This is a genomic window from Bradyrhizobium sp. CIR18 (genome assembly GCF_014198295.1).
In the GTDB taxonomy this organism is placed as follows: Bacteria; Pseudomonadota; Alphaproteobacteria; order Rhizobiales; family Xanthobacteraceae; genus Bradyrhizobium.
Genome location: NZ_JACIHF010000008.1, coordinates 270443 through 283079, shown reverse-complemented (window position 1 = coordinate 283079; position 12637 = coordinate 270443). Strand labels below are relative to the sequence as shown.

Sequence of the window (12637 nt, the reverse complement as noted above, 5' to 3'; positions counted from 1 at the left end):
CGCTGATCGAGATCCCGTCAGCGCATCCGGGATCGTGCCCCAAGTGACGCCGGCCCCGGATCACGCGGAGCCTGTCATCGGGCGGCGCTTTGCGCCGACCCGTTGGCTCCATCCGGGCTACGCGCCCGGCCACGCCCAAAGGTTGGATGTGACAAAACTCTCCCTTGCTCCGGCGCAGACAACCGGCTGTAATTGCAAATCAAATACCGCAGCGCAGAATTCAACGAGAACGCGCGGTTCATGCCAGGGAGAGCGGTCATGCATGGGACCATGGAGAGCGCGGCAAAGCTCGACGCATTGCGCGAGCGCGCCAACTCACTGCCGCTGGAGCAGTACGATCCGGGCGACCCGGAATTGTTCAGGACCGATACGTTCTGGCCGTATTTCGATCGGCTGCGCCGGGAAGATCCCGTGCACTATTGCAAGGACTCGATGTTCGGGCCGTACTGGTCGGTGACGCGCTACAACGACATCATGGAGATCGAGACCAACCATTCGGTGTTCTCCTCGGCCTCCGCGCTCGGCGGCATCACCATCCGCGACATCGATCCGGACCTGCGCCGCGAGAGCTTCATCTCGATGGATCCGCCGCGCCATGCGGCGCAGCGCAAGACCGTGGCGCCGATGTTCACGCCGACGCATCTGGACAATCTCGCCCTCAACATCCGCAAGCGCTCGGCCGAGTGCCTGGACAACCTGCCCCGCGGCGAGGTGTTCGACTGGGTCGACCGCGTCTCGATCGAGCTCACCACGCAGATGCTCGCGGTGCTGTTCGACTTTCCCTGGGAGGACCGCCGCAAGCTGACGCGCTGGTCCGACATCGCCACCACCATCCCCGGCCCCGACGGCCTCGTCGCCACCGAAGACGAGCGTCAGGCCGAGCTGACCGAATGTGCCAGCTATTTCGCGCGGCTGTGGAAGGAGCGCATCGCGCAGCCGCCGAAGAGCGATCTGTTGTCGATGATGGCGCATGGCGCCGCGACGCGCGACATGGACGCCAAGAACTTCCTCGGCAATCTCGTGCTTTTGATCGTCGGCGGCAACGACACGACGCGCAACACCATGTCGGGCTCGCTCCACGCGCTGAGTCAGCATCCGGAACAGTATCGCAAGCTGCGCGAGAACCCCGCACTGCTCGATAGTTTCGTCCCCGAAGTGATCCGCTGGCAGACGCCGCTGGCGCACATGCGGCGCACCGCGCTCACGGACTTCGAGTTCCGCGGGAAAGAGATCAAGAAAGGTGACAAGGTCGTGATGTGGTACGTCTCGGGCAACCGCGACGAGGAGGCGATTGAGAAGCCCTACGACTTCATCATTGACCGCGCCCGCCCGCGCACGCATCTGTCCTTCGGCTTCGGCATTCACCGCTGCGTCGGCCTCAGGCTCGCCGAACTCCAGCTCAAGATTATTTGGGAAGAAATTCTCAGGCGGTTCGACCATATTGATGTGGTCGGTGAACCCAAGCGGGTCTATTCGAGTTTCGTAAAGGGCTTGGAAGAGCTGCCGGTGAGAATTACGGCGTGAGTTGCGAACTATGCCACGACAATGCTGCGCCCCCTCTCCCGCTTGCGGGAGAGGGTTGGGGAGAGGGTATCTCCGCAACGGGACAATCCCCTAGAGGAGAAAACCCTCACCCGGCGCTACGCGCCGACCTCTCCCGCAAGCGGGAGAGGTCCGAGAACCAATTGGAGCCACGACGATGAACATCCAAGCGCCGGTTAAAGTGGACAAGGCCGAACGCATGCGCAGGGCCCGCGAGGAGGCCTATGCGACGCCGTTGTCCCAATTCCACCCCGGCGCGCCCCGGCTGTTCCAGGACGACACGCTGTGGCCATGGTTCGAGCGACTGCGCAAGGAAGAGCCGGTGCATTACTGCACCAACGCGCCGATCGAACCGTACTGGTCGGTGGTGAAGTACAACGACATCATGCATGTCGACACCAATCACGGCATCTTCTCCTCGGACTCCACGCTCGGCGGCATCTCGATCCGCGACGTGCCGGAAGGCTACGACTATCCGAGCTTCATCGCGATGGACCAGCCCAGGCATTCGTCGCAGCGCAAGACGGTGTCGCCGATGTTCACGCCGACACATCTGGACGAGCTGGCAAAGCTGATCCGCCAGCGCTCGCAGACGGTGCTCGACAATCTGCCGCGCAACGAGACCTTCAATTTCGTCGAGCGCGTCTCGATCGAGCTGACGACGCAGATGCTGGCGACCCTGTTCGACTTCCCCTGGGAGGAGCGGCGCAAGCTGACGCGCTGGTCGGATGTTTCGACCGCGCTGCCCAAGAGCGGCATCGTCGCCTCCGCCGAGGAACGCCGCCGCGAGATGGACGAGTGCTACGCCTACATGTCCAAGCTGTGGAACGAGCGCGTCAACTCGGCGCCGCGCAACGATCTGCTGTCGCTGATGGCCCACAACGACGCCACGCGGCACATGGACCCCGACAACCTCATGGGCAACATCATCCTGCTCATCGTCGGCGGCAACGATACCACGCGCAACACCATGACCGGCTCGGTGCTGGCGCTGAACGAGAACCCGGAGCAATACGACAGGCTACGCGCCAATCCGGAGCTGATCGACTCCATGGTGCCCGAAGTGATCCGCTGGCAGACGCCGCTGGCGCATATGCGCCGCACCGCGTTGCAAGACACCGAGGTCGGCGGCAAGCACATCAGGAAGGGCGACCGCGTCGTGATGTGGTACGTCTCCGGCAACCGCGACGAGGAGATGTTCGACAAGCCGAACGATTTCATCATCGACCGTCCGCGCCCGCGCACCCATCTCTCCTTCGGCTTCGGCATCCACCGCTGCGTCGGCATGCGCCTCGCCGAGCTGCAGCTGCGCATCGTCTGGGAAGAGATGCTGAAGCGCTTCGACCGCATCGAGGTGGTCGGCGAGCCGAAGCGGATCTATTCGAGCTTCATCAAGGGGTACGAGACGCTGCCGGTCAGGATTCCGGGGTAGGCTGCTAATCGACTGCCCTGGGGCAATCGATCTCCTCAATCTCCACTGTCATGCCCCGCGAAGGCGGGGCATCCAGTACGCCGCGGCTTCTCGATTCTAGCCGCGCGGCCTCTGGAATACTGGATTGCCCGCCTTCGCGGGCAATGACACCGAGTGTGAATAAAGAGCGCGCTCCGAACGCCCCTAGAGCTCGCACCGCAGCTATAAAATTTCGGCATGACAGCTCGCGCCAGATGCGAAGGCAAGGCGGCGCCTGACTGTTCTACGACGTCAGCGCATCTAACTCAATTTGATGTCCCAGACGCCTTCCTTGCGGCAGGCCGCGACTTCCTCGCGCAGCAGCGCCGTGACGGCGAGCGAGGCCGTCGAGACCGGGCGGTCGATCGGAGAAGCGAAAATGAGCTCGCGTGTCATCGGCTTGGATACCGGCGCGGTTTCCAGCCGCCCGTCCGCGACCTCGCCATGGACCGACGACGGCGGCAGCAGCGCGAAGCCGAGGCCCTCCTCGACCAGGCTCGTCAGCACGCGAAACGAATCCGCCTCGAGCTGGACGTCGAGCTTGATCTTGCGCTGGGCGGCCGCGTGCTCGATCAGCGCGCGGAGGCCGTGGGAATGACTGGGCAGCACCAGCCGTTGCCGCAGCAACCAGCCGATGTCGACGTTCTTCTTGCGGGCGAGGCCGCAGCCGCGCGGGCCGACCGCCACGATGTTGTCGCGCCCCAGGCTCTCCACGTTGAGATGCAGATCGGCCGAGCGGCCATAGAGGATGGCGAGATCCATCTCGCCGCGATGCAGCCATTCGACCAGATGGCCGCTGTAGCTCTCGACGATGCGCAGCGAGATGCCGGGGAATTTTTCGACGCAGCGCCGCGCAAAGCGCGCCGACAGCACGCAGCTCACGGTTGGAACGAGGCCAAGCACGACCTGGCCCGACGGCGGCCCCTTGGACGACTGGATGTCGTCGCGGATCTGGTCGATCTGCCGCACGATGCCGGAGGTGCGCGCCAGCAGCAGCCGGCCGGCTTCGGTCAAGACCATGCCACGGCCGTTGCGGGTGAAGAGTTCAGTTCGCAGCTCATGTTCCAGCAGCTTGATCTGCCGGGAGAGCGCCGGCTGCGCCACGCGCAGCGTGTCGGAGGCCTTGGAGAGGCTGCCGAGCTCCGCCACGCAACTGAAGGTCCTGAGCTGCCGGAAATCCATGCTTGCCAATCCTGGAAGGCTACTCCATACGCTATAACAAATGAGCATAGGGGGCGGGCGTTGTTTTCACAACGCCTGAGGATCGGCCGGCGTTATCTTAACTGCCGCTGAGAATTGGAAACGCCATGAGTGAAGAACACCACACCGAAGACTACGCCGACATCCGTGAAGCCGTCGCCAAGCTCTGCGCCCAGTTCCCCGGCGAATATTGGCGTAAGCTCGATCGCGAGATGGCCTACCCCAAGGCGTTCGTCGACGCGCTGACAGCGGCCGGTTATCTCTCCGTGCTGATCCCCGAGGAATATGGCGGCGCGGGTCTGAAGCTGTCCGCGGCGGCCGCGATCCTCGAAGAGATCCAGCGCGCGGGCTGCAACGGCGGCGGCTGCCACGCCCAGATGTACACGATGGGCACCGTGCTGCGGCACGGCAACGCCGAGCAAAAGGCAAAATATCTGCCGAAGATCGCGAGCGGCGAATTGCGCCTGCAGGCCTTCGGCGTCACCGAGCCGACCAGCGGCACCGACACCTCCTCGCTGAAGACCTTCGCGCGCAAGGATGGCAACGACAGCTACATCGTCAACGGCCAGAAGATCTGGACCAGCCGCGCCGAGCATTCAGACCTGATGGTGCTGCTGGCGCGCACCACGCCGAAGGAGCAGGCCAAGAAGCGCACCGACGGTCTTTCAGTGTTCATCGTCGACATGCGCGAGGCCAAGAACAATGGCCTCGAGATCCGCCCGATCCGCACCATGATGAACCATGCCACCACCGAAGTGTTCTTTACCGACATGAAGGTGCCGGCGGAGAACCTGATCGGCGAGGAAGGCAAGGGCTTTCGCTACATCCTCTCCGGCATGAACGCCGAGCGCATTTTGATTGCGGCGGAATGCGTCGGCGACGCCAAATGGTTCATCGCCAAGGCAACGAACTACGCCAAGGAGCGCAGCGTGTTTGGTCGGCCAATCGGCCAGAACCAGGGCATCCAGTTCCCGATCGCCAAGGCCTATGCCTCGATGCGCGCGGCCGAGCTGATGGTGAAGGAAGCCACCCGCAAATACGAGGCCGGGCTCGACTGCGGCGCGGAGGCCAACATGGCAAAAATGCTGGCGGCGGATGCGTCCTGGGAAGCGGCGAACGCCTGTATCCAGACCCATGGCGGCTTCGGCTTCGCCGAGGAATACGACGTCGAGCGCAAATTCCGCGAGACGCGGCTCTATCAGGTGGCGCCGATCTCGACCAACCTCGTGCTCTCCTTCGTCGCCGAGCATGTGCTCGGCATGCCGCGCTCGTACTGAGGCCACCATCATGGGAGCACTTGACGGGATCAGGGTGATTGCGGTCGAGCAGGCGGTGGCGGCGCCGTTCTGCTCCTCGCGCCTGGCGGATGCCGGCGCGGAGGTGATCAAGATCGAACGGCCCGAGGGCGACTTCGCCCGCGGCTATGACGCGGCGGCCAAAGGCCAGAGCAGCTATTTCGTCTGGCTCAACCGCGGCAAGCAATCGGCCGTGGTCGATCTCGCGACGAAAGAAGGCTGCGCCGAGCTGGAGAAGCTGATCGCCAGCGCCGACGTTCTGATCCAGAACCTCAAGCCGGGCTCGATGGACAAGCTCGGCTTCTCGCGCGAGCGGCTCTTGAAGGACTATCCGAAGCTGATCTCCTGCACGATCACCGGCTATGGCGACGAGGGCCCCTATGCACATCGCAAGGCCTATGATTTGCTGATCCAGGCCGAGAGCGGCCTCGCCTCGATTACCGGCAATCCCGATGGCGCCTCGCGCGTCGGCATGTCGATCGTCGACGTCGCGACCGGTGCCACCGCGCATGCGGCGATCCTGGAAGCGCTGATCGGACGCGGGCGCACCGGCAAGGGCGCCGACATCCGCATCTCCATGTTCGACGTGATGGCGGACTGGTGCACCGTGCCGCTGCTCAACTCCGAGGCCGGCAATCCGCCCAAGCGCATGGGCCTGCGCCATCCCTCGATCGCGCCCTATGGCGTGTTCACCTCGAAGGACGGCAAGGACATCCTGATCTCGATCCAGAGCGAGCGCGAGTGGAAGACGCTGTGCGCGAAGGTGCTGGACCAGCCTGATCTGCCGGCCGATCCCCGCGTCGCCAATATGGTCGAGCGCGTGCGCAACCGCGACTTCACCGACAAGACCGTCGCCGACATCTTCGGCAAGATGACCCGCGACGAGCTCTTGAAGCGGCTGTCGGAGGCTGACATCGCCTTCGCCGAGGTCAACACCATGGCTGATCTCACCAACCATCCGCATCTGCGGCGCATCGAGGTCGACACGCCGAATGGCCGTGTCAGCTATCCCGCGCCGGCGCCGATCATCGTTGGTGAGACGCGCAGCTATGGCGCGGTGCCTGCCATCGGCGAAAATCCCAAGAAGTAAAAAGAGCGAGGCGTCATGACCGAGAAGCTCGACATCGATCATTTGCGGCAATGGATCGGCCGCAGCACCGAGGCTACCGACATCGTCACCGCGCAGCTCGTCATGGGCCTGCGCGCGACGCTGTTCCAGGACGTCGGCGAGCCCAAAAAGGGTGACGCCGCGCCGTTCACGGTGCATTGGTGCCTGGCGCAGCCGGTGTTTCCGATGTCGATGCTAGGGCCCGACGGCCACCCGACCCGCGGCGGCTTCCTGCCGCCGGTGCCGCTGCCGCGCCGGATGTGGGCCGGCGGCGAGATCGAGTTTTTGCAGCCGCTGCAGGTCGGCGATGAATCGACGCGGACCTCGCGCATTGCCGACGTGCAGGTCAAGACCGGCTCGACCGGCACGCTGTGCTTCGTCTCGGTCGAGCACAGCATCTCCTCGCCGCGCGGCGTCGCTATCCGCGAGCGGCAGGACATCGTCTATCGCGAGATGACGAGCAACGCGCCGGCCGGCGGCAAGGCTCCGACCCCGCCGCCGAAGGCGCAGCACCGCGAGAGCCACGTCTCCGACCCCGTGCTGCTGTTCCGCTATTCCGCGCTGACCTTCAACGGCCACCGGATCCATTACGACCGAGACTACGTCACCAAAGTCGAGGGCTATCCGGGCCTGATCTTCCACGGCCCGTTGCAGGCGGCGCTGATCATCGAGATGGCCGCCAAGCTGCACGGCGGCAAGGCGCCGAAGAAGTTTTCGTATCGCGGCCTGCAGCCGCTGTTCGAGGGCACCGAGTTCTCGGTCAACGCCAACGAGACCGAGGCCGGCATGGAGCTGTGGACCGCGAACGCGGAAGGGCAGCCGACGATGAAGGGCACGGCGGTGTGGTGATGGCCTCTCCTCGCCATTGCGAATGTAATGACGATGTAGGAAGTTAGACCCTCACCCTGAGGAGCGCGCCGTTTGCGCGCGTCTCGAAGGGCGAGGCCACCAGCCGGGCCTTCATCCTTCGAGACGCGCGAAGACGCGCTCTTGAGGATGAGGAGTTGAGAAGGGACGGAAACCATGGCCAAGAACGGCAAGCCAGGCGGCAAGACCGGCAGCAGATCCGTCACCGTGAAGCAGGCGACGCTCGACCTGCTGCGCTCGTTCGGCATCGACAGGGTTTTCGGCAACCCTGGTTCAACCGAGCTGCCGTTCCTCAGCGACTGGCCCGATGACATCGACTACGTGCTGGCGCTGCAGGAAGCCTCCGCCGTCGGCATGGCCGACGGCTACGCGCAAGCGACCCGCAATGCCGCCTTCGTCAATCTGCATTCGGCCGCCGGCGTCGGCAATGCGCTCGGCAACATCTACACCGCGCATCGTAACCAGACGCCGCTCGTGATCACCGCGGGCCAGCAGGCGCGCTCGATCCTGCCGCTGCAGGCCTTCCTTTATGCCGAGCGCGCATCGGAATTTCCGCGGCCTTACGTGAAATACAGCGTCGAACCGGCGCGGCCCGAGGACGTGCCGGCCGCGATCGCGCGCGCCTATTACACCGCGATGCAGCCGCCCTGCGGGCCGACCTTCGTCTCGATCCCGATCGACGACTGGGCCCATGCCTGCGCGCCGGTCGAGGCGCGCAAGGTCAGCCGCGAGACCGGCCCCGAGCCGGAGGCGATGAAGGCGCTGGCGGCCGCGCTCGGTTCGGCCAAGCACCCTGCCCTCGTCGTCGGCCCCGGCATCGACCGCGCCGGCGCGGTCGACCTGATGGTGCGCGTGGCCGAGAAGGCCAAGGCCAGCGTCTGGGTCAGCCCGTTCTCGGCGCGATGCTCGTTCCCCGAGCGGCACCCGCAGTTCGCCGGTTTCCTGCATGCCTCGCCGGCGCAGCTCTCCGACGCGCTGCGGGAGCACGACCTTGTCGTCGTCATCGGCGCGCCGGTGTTCACCTTCCATGTCGAGGGCCATGCCGCGATCTTCGATGGCGGCGCGACGATCTTCCAGATCACGGATGATCCGGATGCAGCGGCGGTGACGCCGGTCGGCACCAGCATCATCGCGACGATGAAACCGGCGCTGAGCCTGCTGCTCGACCTGCTGCCGGAGACCAAACGCGCGGCGCCAAAGGGCCGCACGCTGCCGCCGGCGCCGCAGGCCGCCGATCCGCTGCCGGTCGAGTTCCTGCTGCATTCGCTGTCGCAGGCGATGCCCGACGGCACCTCGCTGGTCGAGGAAGTGCCCTCGCACCGGCCGGCGATGCAGAAATTCATGCCGATGCGCGGCCAGGACAGTTTTTACACCATGGCGAGCGGCGGCCTCGGCTATTCCCTGCCCGCCGCCGTCGGCATGGCGCTGGGCAAGCCGAAGCAGCGCACCGTGTGCCTGATCGGCGATGGCTCCGCGATGTACTCGATCCAGGCGCTGTGGACCGCCGCGCAGCGCAAGCTGCCGCTGACCATCATCGTCATCAACAATTCCGGCTACGGCGCGATGCGCTCGTTCAGCCAGGTGATGCAGGTGCGCAACGTGCCGGGGCTGGAGCTGCCGGGCATCGATTTCGTGAAGATCGCCGAAGGCATGGGGTGTCACGCGGTGCGGGTGACGAGGGCAGCGGAGCTCGGCGAGGCGCTCAAGCGCGGGATGGCATTCGAGGGCACGAGCCTGGTCGAGGTCATCGTGGATTCGGCGGTGCCGGTGCTGTACGGGCAGAAGCATTGACGCTGTCGTCCCTGCCTAGTGCGCAATTGCGCACGGGGCGCAGGGACCCATACCGCGTGATCTATCGGTAAGGCGCGGTGTCAGTACCGCGGGCAAAAACACGACCAGTCTTCGCCAAACTTCTCCCTGGGGTTATGGGTCCCCGCGCCCCGTGCGCAATTGCGCACTAGGCGGGGACGACACTGAGCTTGTTGCGCCACCGTCCAAAAACTACGACGCCAAAAACCCCCCGTCCGCCGCGAGCACGTGCCCAACCACATAGGATGACGCATCGGATGCCAACAATGACGCATCGGATGCCAACCACACCACGGCTTCCGCCACCTCCTCCGGATTCCCCATCCGCCGCAACGGCAGGCCGGCGCTGACGGTTGCGACATCGCCGACGCCGGCGCGCAGCATCATGTCGGTGACGACGCGGCCCGGCGCGATGGCGTTGATGCGGATGCCGCGCGGGGCGTTCTCCAGCGCGGCCGAGCGCGTCAGCGAGATCGCGGCGGCCTTCGAGGCCGAATAGAGCGAGAAGCCGGGGTTGGGATTGCGCACGCCGCTGACAGAAGCGTTGACGACGATGCTGCCGCGGCCCTGCGCCAGCATCGCCGGCAGCTGATGGCGCAGGCACAGGAACAGCGCGCGGACATTGGTGTCGAACACGCTGTCGTAAATATCAGTGCCCTGCTCTTCCAGCGGCGCGCGGCGCTCCTGGAAGCCGGCATTGTTGAAGGCGACGTCGAGCCGGCCGCAACGTTCGATGGCGGTGCCGACGAGGCGCGCGACGTCGTCCTCGCGCGTGATGTCGGTCTTGAGCGGGATCGCCTCGACACCGAGTTCGCGGCACGAAGCGGCGGTCGCCTCGATCTCGGCCTCGCGCCGGCCCGCGACGATGATCGCCTCGGCGCCTTCGGTCGCCATCCGCAACGCTGTGGCGCGGCCGATGCCGCTGCCGCCGCCCGTGACGAGGCAGACCTTGCCCCGCATCCGCTGACCTGACGGCAAAGCTCCGCTCATGGCTCACTCCAAAACCCTTGCGCGCGCCGCTGCGCGCATATAGTTGTATGATACAACTATATGCCGGGAGTCAAGATGGCCGAGCTTGCGCTGATCGACGACATTCGCGCCGCCTCGCGGTTGATGGTGCGCGAGCTCGGCTTCATGGATGCGACGGTGGCGGCCTCGGACTATCCGCCGTCGGCCGTGCACACCATCCTGGAGATCGGCATCCGCGGTCCGATGACCTCAGCCGAGCTCGGCGATTTCCTGCGGCTGGAGAAATCCAGCGTCAGCCGCCTGGTGCGCAAGCTGATCGACTGCGGCGAGCTCAGGGAGACGCCGGATGAGAATGATGCCCGCAGCAAGCTACTGTCGCTGACGGCGAAGGGCCGGCGCACGCTGGAGGCGCTGCACGCGTTTGGCCGGCAGCAGGTCCGCGGCGCGCTGGCGGCGTTGACGGCGGCGGAGCAGCGCACCGTGCGCGACGGCATGATGCTTTATGCGCGGGCGTTGCGGGCAAGCCGGGGGGAGGATGAGGCGTTGCCTCCGTAACCACCGGTGTCGTCCCTGCGAACGCAGGGACCCATACCGCGTGATTTATCCGTAAAGCGCAGGTGTCAGTACCGCGCGCAAGAACATCTACCAGTCTTCGCCAAACTTCTCCCTGTGGTTATGGGTCCCTGCTTTCGCAGGGACGACAGCGAGTGTTTGGCGCGAGTGTGCCTCAATCGCACCGACCTCACGGCTACTTCCCGAACTCCTCCCGCATCTTCGCCTGGATCTTGGCCATGCCGCCGAGCCAGCGATCGTAATTCTCGGTCTTCTTGCGCATATAGCCGAGCACTTGCGGATGCGGCAGGATCAGGAACGTCTCCTGCTCGAGGCCGGCGAGCACGTCTTTCGCCACCTGCTCCGGCGTGAGATCGCCGTCACCGGATTGCGGGCCCTTCGGGATCGAGCGCAGCATGTTGGTGTCGACGCCCTGCGGACAGAGGATCGAGACCTTGATGTTGTCGGCCTTGTGCGAGATCGCGAGATTCTCGGCAAAGCCGACCGCGGCGTGCTTGGTGGTGGAATAAGCGGGGCTGCCGACTTGGGACAGCAGGCCCGCGGCCGAGATGGTGTTGAGGAAATAGCCGCCACCGCGCGCCTTCATGCGCGGGATCAGATGCCGCGCCGCATAGACATGGGCCATGACGTGGATCGCCCAGCTGCGCTGCCACGGTTCATCCGAGGCGCCGCCGGCATTGACCGACATCGGATCGAAGCCGCCGCCGATGCCGGCATTGGAGCAGAACAGGGCGATGGGGCCGAACTGCCGCTCGGTCTCCTCGATGACGTGCGAGATGTCTTTCTCCTGCGCGACATCGCATTTGAAGGCCGCGCCATCCACCATGGCCGCGACCGCCCTCGCATTGGCGGCGTCCATATCCGCGACGACGACCTTGGCTGCGCCCGCATTGTAAAACGCCTCGCACAGCGCCTTGCCGATGCCGTTTGCGCCGCCCGTGACGACCACGACCTTGCCGGTCACCTGCATGCGACGTCTCCTCTTGTCTTATACCGCTTCCTGGAAGACCCCTTTGGGTCTTGCTCAGCTCAACATGAGGTCGAGCACCGCAGTATAATGGCACGCCGCGCCGGCCAACACAAAGCCGTGCCAGATCGCATTCTGAAAGCGCAGCCGCCGCCAGGCATGGAAGATCACGCCAAAGCTGTAGAGCAGTCCGCCCGCAAGGATGAAGCCCAGCACCAGCGCGGGCAGCGCCCGGACCACGGCGTCGTAGAGCATCACGCCGCTCCAGCCCATCGCGAGATAGATGCCGACCGAGACGCGGTCGAACCGGCCGGGGTAGAAGAGCTTCAGCACGATGCCGAGGATGGCGACACACCAGACGCCGGCGAGCAGCACCAGCGCGAATCCACTGTCCTTCACCTCGAGGATGAACGGCGTATAGGTCGCCGCGATCAGCAGATAGATCGCGGAGTGGTCGAACCGCCGCAGCAGCCATTTGGCTGGCGACACCGGCCAGAGATTATAAGTTGCCGACAGCACCAGCATCGAGAGCAGGCCGGCGACGTAGATCGAGACCCCGACGATATCGATCGTATTGGCATAGACCACCGTCAGCACCACCAGCACGGTCGCGGCGATGATGCCGAAGAGGACGCCGATCGCGTGGATGACGCCGTCGGCGATCAGCTCGGCGCGGTCGTAATTCCAGCCGATCACGTCGGCTGCGGCGTGGACGGAGGTGGATGCGAACTCTTTCAGTTGGAAGACGGTCATGGCAATCCGCAAGATGAGGCAATGTCCTCTTGTATGGGTCTTTCGGGATCGGCGCGTCGTTCAAACGGCTGATTTTCCGACAAAGACGGTGGAAGTATGGAGCT

Annotated in this window: 11 protein-coding genes; 7 read left to right on the top strand and 4 right to left on the bottom strand. The window is 64.9% G+C overall.

Translation table 11 applies throughout. The features are described from left to right. Positions 1 to 258: 258 nt before the first annotated feature. A complete protein-coding gene (locus tag GGD65_RS25035; RefSeq protein ID WP_183236920.1) occupies positions 259 to 1524 on the top strand; it encodes a cytochrome P450 in 1266 nt (421 codons plus the stop codon). 175 nt (positions 1525 to 1699) lie between these two features. Then, positions 1700 to 2974, top strand: coding sequence for a cytochrome P450 (locus GGD65_RS25030; RefSeq protein ID WP_018317222.1), 1275 nt, complete (start codon positions 1700 to 1702; stop codon positions 2972 to 2974). Between the two features lie 279 nt (positions 2975 to 3253). Here the strand turns inward: GGD65_RS25030 and GGD65_RS25025 are convergent, their stop codons facing one another. Further along, positions 3254 to 4174 (bottom strand): LysR substrate-binding domain-containing protein, encoded by a 921-nt coding sequence (locus GGD65_RS25025; protein WP_183236919.1) that lies wholly within the window; start codon positions 4172 to 4174, stop codon positions 3254 to 3256. Between the two features lie 125 nt (positions 4175 to 4299). Here GGD65_RS25025 and GGD65_RS25020 point away from each other — a divergent pair, with 125 nt between their 5' ends. From GGD65_RS25020 to mdlC, 4 genes are all read left to right on the top strand, one after another. After that, positions 4300 to 5469 carry an acyl-CoA dehydrogenase family protein gene (locus GGD65_RS25020; RefSeq protein ID WP_018317224.1) on the top strand — a complete coding sequence of 390 codons (1170 nt, stop codon included), beginning with the start codon at positions 4300 to 4302 and terminating at the stop codon, positions 5467 to 5469. 10 nt (positions 5470 to 5479) lie between these two features. Next, positions 5480 to 6577: a CaiB/BaiF CoA-transferase family protein gene (locus GGD65_RS25015; protein ID WP_183236918.1), complete on the top strand. Its 1098-nt coding sequence runs from the start codon at positions 5480 to 5482 to the stop codon at positions 6575 to 6577. Positions 6578 to 6592: 15 nt separating this feature from the next. Continuing rightward, positions 6593 to 7444, top strand: a complete 852-nt coding sequence (locus GGD65_RS25010; protein WP_183236917.1) for a MaoC family dehydratase N-terminal domain-containing protein — start codon at positions 6593 to 6595, stop codon at positions 7442 to 7444. A gap of 174 nt (positions 7445 to 7618) precedes the next feature. Further along, on the top strand, positions 7619 to 9253 hold the full coding sequence (gene mdlC / locus GGD65_RS25005; RefSeq protein ID WP_183236916.1) for a benzoylformate decarboxylase: 1635 nt from the start codon (positions 7619 to 7621) through the stop codon (positions 9251 to 9253). 210 nt (positions 9254 to 9463) lie between these two features. On the opposite strand, the gene GGD65_RS25000 is transcribed toward mdlC, so the two are convergent. Further along, a complete protein-coding gene (locus GGD65_RS25000) occupies positions 9464 to 10261 on the bottom strand; it encodes an SDR family NAD(P)-dependent oxidoreductase (protein WP_183236915.1) in 798 nt (265 codons plus the stop codon). A 75-nt stretch (positions 10262 to 10336) separates the two neighbouring features. On the opposite strand from GGD65_RS25000, the gene GGD65_RS24995 reads away from it, so the two are divergent. Beyond that, complete coding sequence (locus GGD65_RS24995) at positions 10337 to 10795, top strand: MarR family winged helix-turn-helix transcriptional regulator (protein ID WP_183236914.1); 459 nt, start codon at positions 10337 to 10339, stop codon at positions 10793 to 10795. Positions 10796 to 10988: 193 nt separating this feature from the next. Here GGD65_RS24995 and GGD65_RS24990 read toward each other — a convergent pair whose 3' ends face one another. Both GGD65_RS24990 and trhA read right to left on the bottom strand, forming a co-directional pair. Beyond that, positions 10989 to 11783 carry an SDR family oxidoreductase gene (locus GGD65_RS24990; RefSeq protein ID WP_183236913.1) on the bottom strand — a complete coding sequence of 265 codons (795 nt, stop codon included), beginning with the start codon at positions 11781 to 11783 and terminating at the stop codon, positions 10989 to 10991. Between the two features lie 54 nt (positions 11784 to 11837). After that, the gene (gene trhA / locus GGD65_RS24985; protein ID WP_018317231.1) at positions 11838 to 12533 is read right to left on the bottom strand and encodes a PAQR family membrane homeostasis protein TrhA; all 696 of its coding nucleotides are present in this window, start codon (positions 12531 to 12533) and stop codon (positions 11838 to 11840) included. Positions 12534 to 12637 lie beyond the last annotated feature (104 nt).

Excerpts from the sequence above, each read along its gene's own strand:
- GGD65_RS25015 (WP_183236918.1), top strand. The coding sequence starts at position 5,480 with ATGGGAGCACTTGACGGGATCAGGGTGATTGCGGTCGAGCAGGCGGTG.
- GGD65_RS25035 (WP_183236920.1), top strand. The coding sequence starts at position 259 with ATGCATGGGACCATGGAGAGCGCGGCAAAGCTCGACGCATTGCGCGAG.
- GGD65_RS25030 (WP_018317222.1), top strand. The coding sequence starts at position 1,700 with ATGAACATCCAAGCGCCGGTTAAAGTGGACAAGGCCGAACGCATGCGC.
- GGD65_RS25000 (WP_183236915.1), bottom strand. The coding sequence starts at position 10,261 with ATGAGCGGAGCTTTGCCGTCAGGTCAGCGGATGCGGGGCAAGGTCTGC.
- GGD65_RS24990 (WP_183236913.1), bottom strand. The coding sequence starts at position 11,783 with ATGCAGGTGACCGGCAAGGTCGTGGTCGTCACGGGCGGCGCAAACGGC.
- GGD65_RS25025 (WP_183236919.1), bottom strand. The coding sequence starts at position 4,174 with ATGGATTTCCGGCAGCTCAGGACCTTCAGTTGCGTGGCGGAGCTCGGC.
- GGD65_RS25020 (WP_018317224.1), top strand. The coding sequence starts at position 4,300 with ATGAGTGAAGAACACCACACCGAAGACTACGCCGACATCCGTGAAGCC.
- GGD65_RS24995 (WP_183236914.1), top strand. The coding sequence starts at position 10,337 with ATGGCCGAGCTTGCGCTGATCGACGACATTCGCGCCGCCTCGCGGTTG.
- GGD65_RS25010 (WP_183236917.1), top strand. The coding sequence starts at position 6,593 with ATGACCGAGAAGCTCGACATCGATCATTTGCGGCAATGGATCGGCCGC.
- mdlC (WP_183236916.1), top strand. The coding sequence starts at position 7,619 with ATGGCCAAGAACGGCAAGCCAGGCGGCAAGACCGGCAGCAGATCCGTC.
- trhA (WP_018317231.1), bottom strand. The coding sequence starts at position 12,533 with ATGACCGTCTTCCAACTGAAAGAGTTCGCATCCACCTCCGTCCACGCC.